The sequence below is a fragment of the Rhizobium pisi genome (assembly GCF_003938655.1).
In the GTDB taxonomy this organism is placed as follows: domain Bacteria; phylum Pseudomonadota; class Alphaproteobacteria; order Rhizobiales; family Rhizobiaceae; genus Rhizobium; species Rhizobium pisi.
The window spans coordinates 242,851-257,744 of sequence record NZ_RJJT01000009.1; the positions used below are offsets into that span (position 1 = coordinate 242,851).

At 62.7% G+C, this 14,894-nt stretch carries 16 protein-coding genes; 9 read left to right on the forward strand and 7 right to left on the reverse strand.

Annotated elements, in window-relative coordinates:
- Positions 1–2: 2 nt before the first annotated feature.
- Together EFD55_RS14955 and EFD55_RS14960 are read right to left on the reverse strand one after the other, a co-directional pair.
- Positions 3–614, reverse strand: coding sequence for a pyridoxamine 5'-phosphate oxidase family protein (locus EFD55_RS14955; RefSeq protein WP_125845830.1), 612 nt, complete (start codon positions 612–614; stop codon positions 3–5).
- 37 nt (positions 615–651) lie between these two features.
- The gene (locus EFD55_RS14960; RefSeq protein WP_125845831.1) at positions 652–1,632 is read right to left on the reverse strand and encodes an alpha/beta hydrolase; all 981 of its coding nucleotides are present in this window, start codon (positions 1,630–1,632) and stop codon (positions 652–654) included.
- 46 nt (positions 1,633–1,678) lie between these two features.
- Here EFD55_RS14960 and EFD55_RS14965 point away from each other — a divergent pair, with 46 nt between their 5' ends.
- A complete protein-coding gene (locus tag EFD55_RS14965) occupies positions 1,679–2,146 on the forward strand; it encodes a MarR family winged helix-turn-helix transcriptional regulator (protein ID WP_125845832.1) in 468 nt (155 codons plus the stop codon).
- Positions 2,147–2,149: 3 nt separating this feature from the next.
- Here EFD55_RS14965 and EFD55_RS14970 read toward each other — a convergent pair whose 3' ends face one another.
- A complete protein-coding gene (locus tag EFD55_RS14970) occupies positions 2,150–3,340 on the reverse strand; it encodes a low temperature requirement protein A (protein WP_125845833.1) in 1,191 nt (396 codons plus the stop codon).
- Positions 3,341–3,369: 29 nt separating this feature from the next.
- Positions 3,370–3,744, reverse strand: coding sequence for a gamma-butyrobetaine hydroxylase family protein (locus tag EFD55_RS14975; protein WP_125845834.1), 375 nt, complete (start codon positions 3,742–3,744; stop codon positions 3,370–3,372).
- A gap of 136 nt (positions 3,745–3,880) precedes the next feature.
- Here EFD55_RS14975 and moaA point away from each other — a divergent pair, with 136 nt between their 5' ends.
- The gene (gene moaA / locus EFD55_RS14980) at positions 3,881–4,927 is read left to right on the forward strand and encodes a GTP 3',8-cyclase MoaA (RefSeq protein WP_125845835.1); all 1,047 of its coding nucleotides are present in this window, start codon (positions 3,881–3,883) and stop codon (positions 4,925–4,927) included.
- Between the two features lie 358 nt (positions 4,928–5,285).
- On the opposite strand, the gene EFD55_RS14985 is transcribed toward moaA, so the two are convergent.
- Positions 5,286–6,071, reverse strand: a complete 786-nt coding sequence (locus EFD55_RS14985) for a class I SAM-dependent methyltransferase (protein WP_125845836.1) — start codon at positions 6,069–6,071, stop codon at positions 5,286–5,288.
- A gap of 115 nt (positions 6,072–6,186) precedes the next feature.
- On the opposite strand from EFD55_RS14985, the gene EFD55_RS14990 reads away from it, so the two are divergent.
- From EFD55_RS14990 to EFD55_RS15000, 3 genes are read left to right on the forward strand one after another with little or no spacing between them, the layout of a single operon-like run.
- Positions 6,187–7,323 carry an ABC transporter substrate-binding protein gene (locus EFD55_RS14990; RefSeq protein WP_125845837.1) on the forward strand — a complete coding sequence of 379 codons (1,137 nt, stop codon included), beginning with the start codon at positions 6,187–6,189 and terminating at the stop codon, positions 7,321–7,323.
- A 7-nt stretch (positions 7,324–7,330) separates the two neighbouring features.
- Entirely contained in the window at positions 7,331–8,401 is a 1,071-nt protein-coding gene (locus EFD55_RS14995; RefSeq protein WP_125845838.1) for a FecCD family ABC transporter permease, read from the forward strand.
- Complete coding sequence (locus EFD55_RS15000; protein ID WP_125845839.1) at positions 8,395–9,147, forward strand: ABC transporter ATP-binding protein; 753 nt, start codon at positions 8,395–8,397, stop codon at positions 9,145–9,147. Before EFD55_RS14995 ends, EFD55_RS15000 begins: the two co-directional genes overlap by 7 nt.
- Positions 9,148–9,189: 42 nt before the next feature.
- Here EFD55_RS15000 and EFD55_RS15005 read toward each other — a convergent pair whose 3' ends face one another.
- Entirely contained in the window at positions 9,190–9,957 is a 768-nt protein-coding gene (locus EFD55_RS15005) for an SDR family oxidoreductase (protein ID WP_125845840.1), read from the reverse strand.
- A 341-nt stretch (positions 9,958–10,298) separates the two neighbouring features.
- On the opposite strand from EFD55_RS15005, the gene EFD55_RS15010 reads away from it, so the two are divergent.
- The 4 genes from EFD55_RS15010 to EFD55_RS15025 all read left to right on the forward strand — a co-directional run bounded on the left by EFD55_RS15010 (position 10,299) and on the right by EFD55_RS15025 (position 13,936).
- A complete protein-coding gene (locus EFD55_RS15010) occupies positions 10,299–11,207 on the forward strand; it encodes a DMT family transporter (protein ID WP_125845841.1) in 909 nt (302 codons plus the stop codon).
- Between the two features lie 21 nt (positions 11,208–11,228).
- The gene (gene mobA / locus EFD55_RS15015; RefSeq protein ID WP_125845842.1) at positions 11,229–11,858 is read left to right on the forward strand and encodes a molybdenum cofactor guanylyltransferase MobA; all 630 of its coding nucleotides are present in this window, start codon (positions 11,229–11,231) and stop codon (positions 11,856–11,858) included.
- Positions 11,855–12,373 (forward strand): molybdopterin-guanine dinucleotide biosynthesis protein B, encoded by a 519-nt coding sequence (gene mobB, locus EFD55_RS15020; RefSeq protein ID WP_125845843.1) that lies wholly within the window; start codon positions 11,855–11,857, stop codon positions 12,371–12,373. The genes mobA and mobB overlap by 4 nt, the downstream gene beginning before the upstream one ends.
- Positions 12,374–12,694: 321 nt before the next feature.
- Complete coding sequence (locus EFD55_RS15025) at positions 12,695–13,936, forward strand: multidrug effflux MFS transporter (RefSeq protein WP_245438470.1); 1,242 nt, start codon at positions 12,695–12,697, stop codon at positions 13,934–13,936.
- Here EFD55_RS15025 and EFD55_RS15030 read toward each other — a convergent pair.
- A complete protein-coding gene (locus EFD55_RS15030; protein WP_125845844.1) occupies positions 13,924–14,817 on the reverse strand; it encodes a LysR family transcriptional regulator in 894 nt (297 codons plus the stop codon). The two genes, EFD55_RS15025 and EFD55_RS15030, sit on opposite strands and share 13 nt — an antisense overlap.
- Positions 14,818–14,894: the final 77 nt, after the last annotated feature.

Consider the following 14,894-nt stretch of genomic DNA (forward strand, 5'->3'; position numbering starts at 1 on the left):
GCTTACCACATCGTCTTCGCCGCGCGTCCGGGCCATTCCCGGTCGTAAGTTTCCTGGTCGAAATCACTGACGGCCGCCTTCAGCAACTGCCCGGGCGTCGGCAGGCCTGCCGGATCGGCGAAATGCTCGGCATTCCAAAGCTCGGCCCGCATCACGGCGCGGGCGCACTGGAAATAGACCTCGTCGATCGAGATGACGATGACGGTGCGGGGGTGCTTGCCGTCCATCTCGAAGCTTGAAAGCAACGCCTCGTCGTCGGAGACGACGCCGCGGCCGTTGATGCGCATCGTCGTATTCGAGCCCGGGATCAGGAACATCAGGGCAAGCCTCGGATCGCGCACGATGTTGGAGAGCGAATCGACGCGATTGTTGCCGCGCCAGTCCGGCAGATGCAGCGTTTCGTCGTCGACGACGCGCACCACGCCGCCAAGATCGCCGCGTGGGGAGCAGTCGAGCCCCTCCGGCCCGACGGTCGCAAGCGCCGCGAAAGGCGAAATCTCGATCATCTCACGATAGAGCGGCGTCAAACGTTTGGTCACCTTGTCGACCGAAGCCTGCGACAGCCCGGCGCCATAGATCGTATTGAGCTCTTCGATACTGCTGATGATTTTCATGAGGCGCCCCGCCGCGGCTTGATCTTCGCCACGGACGCTACAATGCTGCGCGCCTCGCCGGAAGCTCAAAAAATGGAATGATCTCCGCATCTTTTTTGATGCTTTCGGCAGGGATGTCTTCTTTATTGCGATCGCCTTCGTGAAATGCCTCGATCGCGGCAAGCACCGGCGCGGCACCGATGATGCGCCGGTGTCCGAAGCCGTTCGCCCAGAACAGCCGGACGCGCTCGCCCGCTGCGCCATAACGCCTGGCATGGGCCGGAGACACTTCCTTGTCGTCCTCGGCATGGATGACGAGCACCGGCCGGCCGATACCGCTCGCCGCGCCACCCACGTCGAAATCCTCGAGTCTCCGTCCGGCGACCCTGTAGACCTCATTCTCAAGTGCGGCTTGTGCAGCGGCGCGAAGGCCGACCATCCGGCCGAAATCGGTAAACAGCCAGGCCATCTCGCTCGGCGCGCCGATCAGCACCAGTCGCTCGCCGGTGGCGGGCGCAACGCCGGGCAGCAGGCCTGCCATCGAGACCATCAGCGCCGCACCGCCGAAGGAATGGCCGATCGCCGCATCGAACGCGCCGAATCGCTCCCCGGCCGCCGCAATCGTCTCGACCGCAAGCCCCATATGCAGGAAGCGCTCGCCCGCGCGGCCATGTCCTGGAAAATCGAGCGCAATGACCTCCGCACCCGTTGCCGAAAGCATCGAAACGAGATCGGCCATATATTCGGCGCTGGAACCCCAGCCATGTGTGACGAGATAGCGCTTACGCCGGCCGATCGCCCCACCGTTCAGCCGGTAGGCATGCGCCTTGGCCCCGCCCGCAAGCCTGAGGACGAAGCGCTCGGCGCCGGCAAGCCGCGCAGCACCCGCTGCATGCGCCGCCTTCGCTTTCGTGCCTTTCGGCCGCGGCGATGGAGTGCGGCAGAACATCAGGAATGCCGCCCGGCCCGCCAGCCGCGGCGAAACCGCCTGCAGAGCCGAGAACCCCAGGCGGATGACCTTGAGCGCGAAATTTGCCATAGTGGGAATCCAAAATCTGTTCAACACTGAACAATAAAGTACAACGATGAACAAAAATCAATCCCTTCCCTGGGATCATCCGCGTTTCCGCAGCTGGATCGCAGTGGCGCGCGCCTGCCAGCTCATGCAGCAATCCTTGGCCCGCTCGCTTGCCGATCTCGACATCAAACCCCCGCATCTCGATATTCTGGTCAACCTTTACCGCTTCGAAGGCATCTCGCAGCAGGAGCTGGCGCGCAAGCTGCTGGTCGGCCGCTCCAACATGAGCATGCTCTTGCCGCAGATGGAAAAACGCGGGCTGATCGAGCGGCGCGGCGACGAGCGCGACAAGCGTGTGTTGCGCCTCTACCTCACCGGAGAAGGCCGCAGGCTGACCGAATCTGCGATGACGATCCAGACCGATCTCATCGAACGCACACTCTCCGACGAGCCGATCGAGCAATGCATGGCGACCGCCTCCTCGATGGAGCGGATCATCACCATGCTACTCAAGGATCTGCGCGACGACGACTGATGATCAATGCAGCGTCGGCGCCGCCGATGTGCCGGTCAGAGAGCGATATTCCCAGGCGGCGACGATGATCAGCACCAGCGTCGCGAGAATGCCCATCAGATAGATTTCGATGAAGGGCGCGGCAAAGGCGAGCAGGATCAAAAGCACGAGGCCGGCGAGGTGCGACAGCGGCAGCTGCCCGCTGGTCGCGCCCTTGAACCAGAGATTGCCGATCAGGAACAGACCGGAACCGCCGAGCACCGCCGCAGCAATGCCGACGTCGCCCGTCTCATGCGGATGTGAGAACATGAATTCCACCGCCACCGCATGCACGATGATGCCGGCCAGGATCGGAATATGCCCATAGGTGAAGGCCTGCCGCGCCAAAGCTCCCGGCGTCTCCTCATGCTCTATTCGATGAGCGGCACGCCCGTGACCGAAGCGGAAATAGAGCCACCACATGGCGACCGTGCCGATGAAGGCGGTCACGAAGATAAGGCTGGTCAGACCCGAGATCGGCAACTCGGAAAAGGTGCGGCCGGAAACGAGGATCGCTTCGCCAAGGCAGATGATGACGAAGAGCGCGCAGCGCTCGGCCATATGAGCGCCCGACACGTCCCAGTCGCTCGGAGTGGAACGGCCGAGTCCCGGCACGGCAAAGCCAGCGGCCGGTCCTACATACTCGATCGCCAGCGCAATTACCCAGGCGATCAGCCGGGCTTCGTGTTCAAGCAGCCCGCCGGCGATCCAGAAGATGGCCGCGACAACAAGCCAGGTCGTGATGCGGATAAAATTCAGCGTGTTGGCCCGGTCGACCCGCGTCATCGCATAGGTCGTAAATAGCGAGCGCCCGACCTGCATCGCCACATAGGCGCCGGCAAAGAGCAATCCCTTGTCGCCGAAGGCCTCGGGGATGGAAGCAGACAGCACCAGCCCGAGCATCATCAGCACCACCAGCATGCCGCGCACCGGCATCTTGTCGGGGTCGAGCCAGTTCGTCACCCAGGCGGTAAAGATCCACACCCACCAGACGGCGAAGGTCATCAGTCCCGCTTCGGCCGCACCCAGCGGCGTATAATGGGCGGCGAGCGCATGCGAAAGCTGCGAGATCGAAAAGACGAAGACCAGGTCGAAGAACAGCTCGAGGAAGGTCACCTTGCTGCCGGCGGCGCTGCCCTTGCCGCGCAGCCAGTTCTTGTTATTCGCTTTCGCCATATGTCCCCCGATGGCTGTGAACTGGAAAATCAGCGCGGCTTTTCCGCGGTGTCGCGGTTCATGCCCTTTTCGCGCAGCTCGTCCTCATAGGCCGAAAATAGCTCAACGCCGCGTTCGCCGAGTTCGCGCAGATAGATCCAGGTATAGATGCCGGTATCGTGCATGTCGTCGAAGCCGATCCGGACCGCATAATTGCCGGTCGGTATCATCGAGATGATCGCGACGTTGCGCTTGCCCGGCACCGTTACCTTCTGCCCCGGCCCGTGGCCCTGCACCTCGGCCGAGGGGGAAAGCACGCGCAAGAGTTCGGCCGAAAGCTCGAAGCTCTGGCCATCGTTGAAGGTCACCACCAGCCGCTGCCGGTCTTTCGAAACGCGAAGTTCGCTCGGCCAGATATCGCTCATCATTTTGTCCCCTTCTCATGCGAGGAGTAGGCGCTGATCTTTTTCAGCGCAAGCTGAAATTGGTAGGCGTGCGCGGCCTGTTTCCCTTGACGCGACAATAGCATATGCCCACATTGATGAGAGTACGGAGATACAGGTGAACACCAGAGTTGGAACGATAGGCAACGCATCGCCGCTAGTGGCGGATGCACATCCGATGACCGACCCTTTCGGCCGGGCGGTGACCTATCTCCGCGTCTCCGTCACCGACCGCTGCGATTTTCGCTGCACCTATTGCATGGCCGAAAACATGACCTTCCTGCCAAAGAAGGATCTACTGACGCTGGAAGAGCTCGACCGTCTCTGTTCCGCCTTCATCGCCAAGGGCGTCAACAAGATCAGGCTAACCGGCGGCGAGCCCCTGGTGCGCAAGAACATCATGTATCTCGTGCGCCGGCTCGGCGAAAAGATCGGCTCCGGCCTCGACGAGCTGACGCTGACGACCAACGGCTCACAGCTTTCCCGCCACGCCGAAGAGCTTTATGACTGCGGTGTGCGTCGCATCAACGTCTCGCTCGATACGCTCGATCCCGACAAGTTCCGCAAGATCACCCGCTGGGGCGATTTCGACAAGGTCATGGAAGGCATCGACGCAGCCCAGAAGGCCGGCATCAGGATCAAGCTCAATGCCGTGGCGCTGAAGGATTTCAACGACGCCGAGACGCCAGAGATGCTGCGCTTCGCCCATGGCCGCGGCATGGACCTGACCGTCATCGAAACCATGCCGATGGGCGAGATCGACGAAGACCGCACCGACCAGTACCTGCCACTGTCCCAGCTGCGCGCCGATCTCGAACGTCAGTTCACGCTCACTGATATCGATTACCACACAGGCGGCCCGGCGCGTTACGTTAAGGTCGAAGAAACCGGCGGCCGCCTCGGCTTCATCACGCCGATGACCCATAATTTCTGCGAAAGCTGCAACCGCGTCCGCCTCACCTGCACCGGCACACTCTATATGTGCCTCGGCCAGAACGACGCCGCCGACCTGCGCGCGGCCCTGCGCGCCACCGAAGACGACGCCCTCCTCCACGCCGCGATCGATGAGGCCATCACCCGCAAACCCAAGGGTCACGACTTCATCATCGACCGCACGCATAACCGACCGGCCGTGGCGAGACATATGAGTGTCACCGGTGGGTGAGAAGCGGTCCCGCAAAGCGGGAGCAATCGATCCAGTGAATCGATTGCAGCTTCGAACGCCCTGAGCCCTGCGAAGGGCCGGGATACGGTGCGGCGGACTCCCTAAGAATAGCCACAGCCTCAACGCCCAAGAGGGCATCATCCTCAGGCATCTGGAAGGAAATGAATCGGGCGGCTGCCACGAATCTCTTCGCCCCAGCGGGGAGAAGTGCCGGAGCGATAGCGAGGCGATGAGGGGGTGAGCGGCAAAGCCGCGAATGCACTGAGCGCAAGCGAAGGGCAATGGATGGCGTGCCGTGGAGCCCCCTCATCCGACCCTTCGGGCCACCTTCTCCCCGCTGGGGAGAAGGGGAAACCCCTCACCCCGGCTTACGCGCACAAATCGCAAACCGATCCTGCACCATCCGCTCCAACCCGCGCAAAAACGGCATCTTGCGCGCCTGAGCCCAATGTATATCACCGAGCTTGCGATCAACGACAATATCCGTAAAGCCGGCCTCGCGCAGAAGATCGACCACCGCTTCCGCCGGCATCTCATTGGCGAAATGCACGCGCGAGCGGATCTTCTGGTGCCGCGCCATCATCTCGGGCGACATGTGGCTCGCCGCCGGCTTGCCGGTTATCTCAGTCCAGAGCTTCTGCAGCCCCTTGACCCAGGTTTCCTTACCCATGTTGCCGTCGAGGATCAGCACCTTGCCACCCGGCTTCAGCACCGCGAACCATTCCTTGAAGGCGGAAGCCGGGTCGACCAGTGTCCAGACGAGATGCCGGTTGGTGATGGTGTCGTAGCTGTCCCTCGGCTCCATCGTGTTTTCGGCATCGCCGGACACGAAGCGGATATCGGTGCCGCGCTTCTTCGCCTTGGCGCGCGCCCGCGCGAGCATCGCGTCCGACCAGTCGAGGCCGGTGACCTTGAAGCCGGCATCGTTCATCAGATGCGAGATGACAGCAGTGCCGCAGGCGAGATCCAGGGCAGCGCGCCCCTGCCCCTCGCCGAGATGCTTTCGGATCAGCCGCTGCCAGCCCTTCCGCTCGGCCTCCGAAAAAATTTCATGGCCGACGCTCTGGTCGAAGGTTGCGGCTCTTTCCGACCAGAAGTCGCGGATTTCGTCGCGGATGGAGTAGTTCGTGTTCATGGAATTCATCGCAGGCATCCCGGCATGGCATCAGTTTGGAAATGCTCTAAAACATATAACTTGATTCATAAAGTCATATTTCTTATGCCTGCGGAAATTATTCAGACCCCGGGGGAATTTCCAGATGAATTTCGTGAAAATGCTCGCAGTCTCCGCGGCTGCGATTGCCGGCTTCATGCCGCTTTCGGCTTGGGCGCAGTCCTTCACCATCAAGGACGTCGCGGGCCGTGAAGTAACCTTCGACAAGCCGGTCGAGCGCGTGATCCTTGGGGAAGGCCGCATGCTCTACGCCGTCGCTCCGATCGAGAAGGAAGATCCCTTCGCCAAGATCGTCGGCTGGCGCAACGACCTCTGGACCACCGACAAGGATGGCTTCAACGCCTATGTCGAGAAGTTTCCGAAGGGCAAGGAACTGCCCTTCCTCGGTAACCTCACAGACGGCACAGTGCAGACCGAAACGGTCGTCAAGCTTCATCCCGATGTCATGCTGCTGCCGATCGGCAACAAGGCCGCCGCCGACGAGGTGAAGCTCGAGGAAATGCTCGGCGGCATCGGCGTCAAGATCGTCTATATCGATTTCCGCGAGCACATTCTCGCCAACACCGAGCCGAGCCTGAAGATCCTCGGCCAGATCTTCGGCCATGAGGACCGCGCCGAAGCCGTAGCAAGCTTCTGGAAAGAGCAGATGGCGCGCGTCACCGACAAGCTGAAGGCCGCCAATCCGCCGAAGCCGAATGTCTTCATGTATCGCGCCGCGGGCCTCGTCGAATGCTGCGGCACCTTCGGTCCCGACAATTTCGGCCTGATGGTCGATTGGGCCGGCGGCCACAATCTCGGCTCCGATTTCCTGCCGGGTTATACCGGCTCGATCAATGCCGAGCAGGTCGTCGCCTCCAATCCCGATGTCATCGTCGTCACCGGCTCCAACTGGTGCGAGAGCAAGAACGCCAAGGACTTCGTGAATGTCGGCCCGAATGCCGCCGCCACCTTCGGCGACAGCCGCAAGGCGCTGAATGCGCTGATGGAAAATCCTGCCTTCACCGGCTCCAGGGCGGTTGCCGGCGGCAATGTCCATGCGATCTGGCACCAGTTCTATACCAGCCCATACCAGTTCGTCGCCGTGCAGCAGCTGGCCAAGTGGTTCCATCCGAACCTCTTTGCCGATCTCGATCCGGATGCCACCTTCAAGGAATTCCACGAGAAGTTCCTGCCGGTCGCCTATCAGCCGGGTTACTGGGTCGACGCCAAGGCGGGTGAGTAATTTAGCGATGGCCGAGATCGCCGCACTATCGATCGAAGTGGAAGCCGGGAGGGAGCGCTACCGCGCTCTTGCCCGGCGCAAGCTGCTGATCCTTGCCGTCATGACGGCAGCCCTCTGCCTGTCCTTTGCCGTCGATCTCGCCTGGGGGCCGGCTCGCTACAGCCTCGGTGATGTTGTCGCCGCTCTCTTCGATCCGTCCTCGGTCTCGGATCAGGTGCGGGCCGTCGTCTGGAACATCCGCATGCCGGTCGCCGTGATGGCGATCGTCGTTGGCGCCTCGCTCTCCGTCGCCGGCGCGCAGATGCAGACGATCCTCGCCAATCCGCTCGCCAGCCCCTTCACGCTCGGCATCTCGGCCGCCGCAAGCTTCGGCGCGGCTCTTGCAATCGTCACCAGCGTCCCGCTTTTGCCTCTGGCAGCCGGCCTGCTCGTGCCGGTCAACGCCTTCGTCATGGCGTTGATCGCCACCCTCTTCATCCATTTCATCTCTCAGGCCCGCGGCGTCTCGGTGCAGACGGTGGTGCTGCTCGGCATCGCGCTTGTTTTCACGTTCAATGCGGCTCTCGCCTTCCTCCAATATCTCGCTTCCGAACAGGCGCTGTCGGCGGTTGTTTTCTGGACCATGGGCAGCCTTACCAAGGCCACCTGGCCGAAGATCTGGGTAACGCTTGCCGTTCTCCTGATCGCCCTGCCGCTCTTTGCCCGCAACGCCTGGGCGCTGACCGCGATCCGCCTCGGCGAGGACAAGGCCGCAAGCTTCGGCGTCAACGTCCGCCGCATCCGGCTGGAAACCATGCTCGTCATCTCACTGCTTGCCGCAGTCCCCGTGAGCTTCGTCGGCACGATCGGTTTCGTCGGCCTCGTCGGGCCGCATATCGCGCGCATGATCCTCGGCGAGGACCAGCGCTTCTTCCTGCCTGGCTCGATCCTCTCGGGCGCCCTGCTGCTCTCGCTGACCTCGATCGTCTCGAAGTCGATCATCCCCGGCGTCGTCTTCCCGATCGGCATCATCACGGCGCTGGTCGGCGTGCCCTTCTTCTTCTCGCTCATCCTCTCGAACAGGAGCCGGTCATGGTAGCGCTTCAGTTGCAGTCGGTCGGCGCCTATCACGGCCGCAAGCTCTTCGTCGAAGGTGTCACGACGCCTGTCATGACTTCAGGCGAGGTCGTGGCGGTGATCGGCCCGAACGCCGCCGGCAAGTCGACGCTCTTCAAGCGCATTACCGGCCTCCTTAGAGGCCCGGGTGACGTCGTCGTCGAAGGTTCGAAGGCGAAGAACGCCATCAGCTACATGCCGCAGGATACGTCGGCGAATGCGGTGCTGACCGTCTACGAATCCATCCTTCTCGCCCGCAAGCAGGGCCAATCCTGGGCGGTCGGCGACAGCGACCTCCGCTTCATCGACGAGATCATGAGGGCGCTCGACATATCAGCCATCGCCTTCCGCGATCTCGGCGCGTTGTCCGGCGGCCAGCGCCAGCTCGTCTCGATCGCCCAAGCGCTCGTCCGCGAGCCCGAAATCATGCTGATGGACGAACCAACAAGCGCGCTCGACCTCCACCGCCAGGTCGAAGTCCTCGATTTCATGCGCCGCCAGGCCCGCGCCAAAGGCATGCTCGTCTTGATCGCCCTCCACGACCTCAACCAGGCGCTGCGCTTCGCCGACAAAGTCCTCATCATCGCCAACGGCCGCATGCGCGCCTGCGGCGCCCCGGGGGATGTGGTCACTGCGGAGATGCTGCGGGAAATCTACAGGGTCGAGGCCCGGGTGGAGAAATGCTCGCTGGACCACGACCATGTAATTGTGGATGGGACGGCGCATTGAGGTTGGGCCTGATCATGTCGATGCCCGCAGCCTATCGCCCGCCTAGGTTCGGCTGATCGAAACCCCACCATCCGCCAGCATCGCCGTCCCCGTCACGAAGCTCGACAGGTCGGATGCCAGGAACAGTGCCGCATTGGCGATCTCTTCCGGCTGCGCCATGCGTTTCAGCGCATGCAGACCGTTCACGAAAGCAAGTACTTCCGGCGTGGCATCAGGCGCGTTGGTGATGCTGGCGGGTGTGTCGGTGCCGCCGGGCAGCAGGGCGTTGACGCGGATGTTCCTGGAGGCGAGTTCGACGGCGAGCACCTGCACGAGACCGATCAATCCTGCCTTGCTGGCCGCATGAGCGCCCATGCCGGGCATGCCGGCGGTGTAGCCGACGAAAGTGGAGGTGAAGATCAGCGATCCGCCGCCCTCTCCCATCGCCGCCGACTGGTGCTTGGCGCCGAGAAAGGCGGCGGTCAGATTGATCTCGATCGTCTCGCGCCAGCCCTCCAGCGACAGGCCGGCGACCGGGCCCATCTCACCGAGGACGCCGGCTTTGTTGAAGGCGATATCGAGTCTGCCGAAGCGCGAGACTGCCGTCTCGACCAGCCGTTCCTGCAGTGACTCGTCCTTGACATCGCCTGATATGGCGACGGCTTGCCCGCCCTCCGCCTCGATCTCGGCGACGACGGCATCGAGCGCGTCCTCTCGCCGGCCGTTAATCACGAGCTTTGCGCCCTGCCGTGCAAAAACCTTCGCGGCCGCGCGGCCGATGCCGGAGCTTGCGCCGGTGACGATTGCGATCTTGTCGTTCAGAAGTGTCATGTCCGTTTCTCCTCTGTTGTGGAGGCATCTCAGATCTCAGACAAGCCGTGGCGCGGCCACCCGTTTCCCGCGCGGCAAACGAAAATCCACCCGTGGACAATGATTTCCGCCGCCGACCAGCCCGCGGCGGAAGGAGATCGAAAGCCTTCAGCGCCACGCCGGAATATCGGAATTCGCTTTGTAAAAACGGTGACTTGCCATGATCCCGGCTAGCACACCTAGCGTAACGTCAGCCCCATTGTGCGTTGCATCATCGATTTATCCCGGGTGTGACATTCATTCGATTCCCTTCATGTATCTTCCCGAATAAGAAGGGGCGCACTGGTAACGGGAATCTCTTCATGCCGCGGTCACGCAATACTGAGGGCGCCATCTATATGAGCATGGCGATGGCCGGCTTTTCCGCGAGCGACGCTCTTTCCAAATCGGTGGTCGCCCATATGAACGCCGGCGAGATCATGTTCCTGCGCGGTCTCTTCACCAGCCTGCTTGTCTATCTGATCGCCCGGCAGATGGGAGCGCTGCGCTCCTGGCGCACCATGCTGAAGCCGATCATCCTCCTCAGGATCATCTGCGAGATGCTGTCGGCCGTCACTTACATTACCGCCCTCGGCATGATGCCGATCGCCAATGCCTCGGCAATCCTGCAGTCGCTGCCGCTGGTCGTCACCTTTGGCGCTGCGCTGTTCTTCCGCGAGCCGGTGGGCTGGCGGCGCTGGTCGGCGATTCTCGTCGGCCTCGTCGGCGTAATGATCATCATCCGCCCCGGCCCGGAAGGTTTCACCGCCGCCGCCCTCCTCTGCGTTGCCGCGGTACTGACGACGGCAGGCCGCGACCTGGCCACCCGATCGATCGACCCGGAGATTCCCTCGCTGATGATCACCGTCATCACCGCGACCTCCATCTCCTTCTTCGGCGCCTTGCTCATCCCCGTGCTCGGCGGCTGGCAGCCGGTCAGCACCACCTCGCTCGGGCATCTCCTGCTCGCCTCGGTGCTGGTGCTCGTCGGCTATCAGTCGGTCATCCTCGCCATGCGCACCGGCGAGATCTCCTTCGTGGCACCCTTCCGCTATACCAGCCTGATCTTCTCCTCGCTGCTCGGCTTTTTCTTCTTCGCCGAAGTGCCGGACGGCTGGACGCTCGCCGGCGCCGCAATCGTCATCGCCTCCGGCCTCTATACGTTCTATCGTGAGGCCAAGCGCCGCGTGTCGCCGATTGCGCAGGAATCAGCGCCGCGCGCGCCGGTCTGACGAAAGTTCCGAGGCAGGACGATGGCTGAATTCTCGCTCGACAGGTCCGATATAGCAGGCGTGGTGCTCGCCGGCGGCCGCTCGCAGCGCATGGGCCGCGACAAGGCCGGCGTAATGCTCGGGGCCGAAAGCCTGCTCCGCCATGTGCTCGACCGGCTCTCGCCGCAGGTTTTTTCCGTTGCCGTCAATGCCGATGCCGCCGCCGAGGACGTGCCCGTCATTCCCGACCGTATTCCCGGCAAGGCCGGACCGATGGCCGGCATCCATGCGGCCATGACCTATGCCGCCGGTTTTCCCGCCGTCACCCATGTCGTCACCGTCTCGGTCGATTGCCCGTTCTTCCCGGCCGATCTCGTCGCCCGGCTGGCGGCGGCGGTCGAGCGCCCGTCGCAGATCGCTATAGCGAGCTCCGAGGGCCGCAGCCATCCCGTCTTCGGTCTCTGGCCGGTGACGCTCGCCGCCGAGCTCGAAGCCTGGATCGCCACCGATGAAAAGCGCCGGGTGCGCGACTTCCTGTTACGGCATGACGTTACGGAAGTGTCGTTTCCGCTGCATCCGACCCGCGCCAGCCTGCTCGACCCTTTTTTCAACATCAACACGCCTGACGATCTCGTCGAGGCGGAACGCTGGCTGGAGGCCCTACGCGCATGACCGCACCGAAAGTCTTCGGCATCGCCGGCTGGAAAAACTCAGGCAAGACCGGGCTTGCCGTCCGGCTGGTGACCGAGTTCACCAGCCGCGGCTACAGGATCTCGACGATCAAGCATGCCCATCATGATTTCGACATCGACAAGGTCGGGGCCGACAGCTACCGCCATCGCCAGGCCGGCGCCCAAGAAGTCACCATCGTCTCCGGCACCCGCTACGCCATCATGCATGAGCTGCGCGGCGCTCCCGAACCTGAGTTCGAGGAAATCCTCGCCCGCCTCGCCCCCTGCGATCTCGTGCTGATCGAGGGCTACAAACGCGAGCCGATTCCGAAGATCGAGGCACGCCGCCTGGAAGCCGCCAATCGCGAACCGCTGGCACCAAGCGATCCCCACATCGCCGCCATCGCCGCCGATCATGCCGTTACGGACACCACCCTGCCGGTCTTCGACCTCGATGACACCAAAGCCATCGCCGATTTCATCGCTGATATCGTCGGGCTTGATGTGACGGGATAGGCAGCCCCGAACGAACCTCCACTGGCATGACAGGGAGCAAATGTTCCCGCCTATGTCTCCTCCCGGCTTTGCCGGTAGGCGGATGAGAGACTGAGCGCCGGCCGGGGATAACGAACGTTCCAGAAGCATTCGTGAACTCCGCTCATAAGTGCATGCCGTTTCCACCCGCTATTCAAAGAACAGCAACGAACCTACTCTCCACCGCACTCGCAACCGGCCGGGAATGCAAAAGCGCGCCTTGGAAACGGCCATCGCGTTGGTCTAAAAACCGAGCGTTCTGGCCGCGCGCGACTGCTCACTCCCAACACAATCGGAGCACCCGTGGACCAGAATATCGACAGCATTTCCCAGCCCCGGCAGGAAGCCATGAAAACCGATCTTGGGCTTCTGGTCGTTCTCAGTACGCTGATGGCCTTCGCGGCGATCTCCACCGACCTCTATCTGCCGGCACTGCCACGGATGAGTGCCGCGCTTGGCTCAAGCCAGGGCACGCTCGAACTCACCATCACCGGATATCTTATCGGCTTCACCCTCGGCCAGCTGTTCTGGGGACCGGTCGGCGATCGTTATGGCCGTCGCGGACCGGTTGCACTCGGCCTTGTCGTCTTCGTGATCGGCTCGGCCGGTTGCGCCCTGTCGACGGATGCGTGGCAATTGATCGGCTGGCGCGTCATCCAGGCGCTCGGCGCCTGCGCCAGCGTCGTGCTCGCCCGGGCGATCGTGCGGGACCTTTTCGAGCGCGATCGCGCCGCCAGGCTGCTTTCGACCCTGATGACGATCATGGCGATCGCGCCGCTGCTCGGGCCGAGCGTCGGCGCGCAGATCCTGAAAGTCGCATCATGGCAGGCCATATTCTGGACGCTGGTGCTGATCGGCCTGGCGACGCTTGCCGCTCTCTCCACGCTGAAGGAAACGCTGCCGCCGGAAAGGCGCAACACCGAGCCGCTCAGTCGTGCATTCCGCGGTTGTACCTCGCTGCTTGGAAATCGCCGGCTTCTTGGCTATGCGGGCGCGGTCGGCTTCTTCTACAGCGGCGTCTTTGCCTATATCGCCGGCTCGCCCTTCGCCTATATCGACTATCATCGCCTCTCGCCGCGCCTTTACGGCGTGCTGTTTGCGGTCGGCATCATCGGGCTCATGGTCTCGAACACGGTCAATGCACGGCTGGTGACGCGCTTCGGCAGCGACCGGCTGCTGCTCATCGGAACGATCGGAGCAGCACTCGCCGGCGTGATCGTGGCGCTAGTAGGCGCAACGGACTTTGCCGGGCTCTTCGGCCTCGCTGCGGCGCTCTGCCTCTACGTCGCCATGAACGGTTTCATCGCCGCCAACGCCATCTCCGGTGCGCTTGTGGATTTCCCCAAGCGGGCCGGCGCCGTATCGGCATTGCTCGGCGCCATCCAGTATGGCAGCGGCATCATCGGCTCGGCCGTATCAAGCACCTTCGCCGACGGTACACCCTGGCCGATGGCATGGGTCATCGCCCTTTCCGGTATCGGAAGCCTGCTGAGCATGCGGCTTATCAGGAACCACCCCGAAACAGCGAGCCGCTATCCCCGATAGCGAAGCGCATTGACGATGAGGGCGAAGGCCGGCGAGGCATGCCGGCGGCTCGGATAATAGAGGTGGTAGCCGGGAAACGGCGGACACCAGTCTTCGAGTACGCGCACCAGCCGCCCATCGGCAAGATGCGCCTGCACCACATCCTCCGGCAGGTAGGCAATCCCCATCCCGGCCAGCACTGCGTTCAGCCGCAGCGCTATATTGTTGAACACCAACTGTCCTTCGACGCGAACATTCAGCTCGCGCCCGTCCTTCTCGAACTCCCAGACGTAGACGCCGCCATAGGTCGGCAGGCGCAGGTTGATGCAATTGTGATCCGTGAGGTCCTGGGGTGTCAGGGGCTTCGGCCTTCTTTCCAAATAGGCGGGAGCGCCGACCACCGCCATGCGCATATCGGGGCCGATGCGCACCGCGATCATATCCTTCGCCACCTGTTCGCCCAGCCTTACTCCGGCGTCGTAGCGTTCCGCGACGATATCGGTCAGACCGTAATCGACGACAATCTCGACCTTGACGTCGGGATATTCAGGCAGGAGCCTTTCCAGGGCGGGCCACAGAACGGAATTGGCCGCATGCTCGCCGGCATTGATGCGGATGGTGCCCGCCGGCTTTTCCCGGAAGGCGCTCAAGGCGGCCAGCTCGCTCTCGATCTCGTCGAAGCGTGGGCCGATCGAGACGAGCAGGCGTTCGCCGGCCTCCGTCGGCGAGACACTGCGCGTCGTGCGTGTCAAGAGGCGCAGTCCAAGCCGCTCTTCAAGCCCCCGAATTGTGTGGCTGAGCGCCGATTGGGAAACACCGAGCTTTGCTGCCGCCTTGGTGAAACTCTGCTCGCGCGCAACGGCAAGGAAGGCAATGAGGTCGTTGACGGACGAACGCGGCATTCATGAATCCCTCTCATAGGTTCTTGCCGTTTATACCATCTAATCGAAATCGAGCCCACGCGCTAAATACGCTGTCA

Bases quoted from the DNA above. Each gene is read 5' to 3' on its own strand.
- EFD55_RS14955 (WP_125845830.1), bottom strand. From the start codon at position 614: ATGAAAATCATCAGCAGTATCGAAGAGCTCAATACGATCTATGGCGCC.
- EFD55_RS14960 (WP_125845831.1), bottom strand. From the start codon at position 1,632: ATGGCAAATTTCGCGCTCAAGGTCATCCGCCTGGGGTTCTCGGCTCTG.
- EFD55_RS14965 (WP_125845832.1), top strand. From the start codon at position 1,679: ATGAACAAAAATCAATCCCTTCCCTGGGATCATCCGCGTTTCCGCAGC.
- EFD55_RS14970 (WP_125845833.1), bottom strand. From the start codon at position 3,340: ATGGCGAAAGCGAATAACAAGAACTGGCTGCGCGGCAAGGGCAGCGCC.
- EFD55_RS14975 (WP_125845834.1), bottom strand. From the start codon at position 3,744: ATGAGCGATATCTGGCCGAGCGAACTTCGCGTTTCGAAAGACCGGCAG.
- EFD55_RS14985 (WP_125845836.1), bottom strand. From the start codon at position 6,071: ATGAATTCCATGAACACGAACTACTCCATCCGCGACGAAATCCGCGAC.
- EFD55_RS14990 (WP_125845837.1), top strand. From the start codon at position 6,187: ATGAATTTCGTGAAAATGCTCGCAGTCTCCGCGGCTGCGATTGCCGGC.
- EFD55_RS14995 (WP_125845838.1), top strand. From the start codon at position 7,331: ATGGCCGAGATCGCCGCACTATCGATCGAAGTGGAAGCCGGGAGGGAG.
- EFD55_RS15000 (WP_125845839.1), top strand. From the start codon at position 8,395: ATGGTAGCGCTTCAGTTGCAGTCGGTCGGCGCCTATCACGGCCGCAAG.
- EFD55_RS15005 (WP_125845840.1), bottom strand. From the start codon at position 9,957: ATGACACTTCTGAACGACAAGATCGCAATCGTCACCGGCGCAAGCTCC.
- EFD55_RS15010 (WP_125845841.1), top strand. From the start codon at position 10,299: ATGCCGCGGTCACGCAATACTGAGGGCGCCATCTATATGAGCATGGCG.
- mobA (WP_125845842.1), top strand. From the start codon at position 11,229: ATGGCTGAATTCTCGCTCGACAGGTCCGATATAGCAGGCGTGGTGCTC.
- mobB (WP_125845843.1), top strand. From the start codon at position 11,855: ATGACCGCACCGAAAGTCTTCGGCATCGCCGGCTGGAAAAACTCAGGC.
- EFD55_RS15030 (WP_125845844.1), bottom strand. From the start codon at position 14,817: ATGCCGCGTTCGTCCGTCAACGACCTCATTGCCTTCCTTGCCGTTGCG.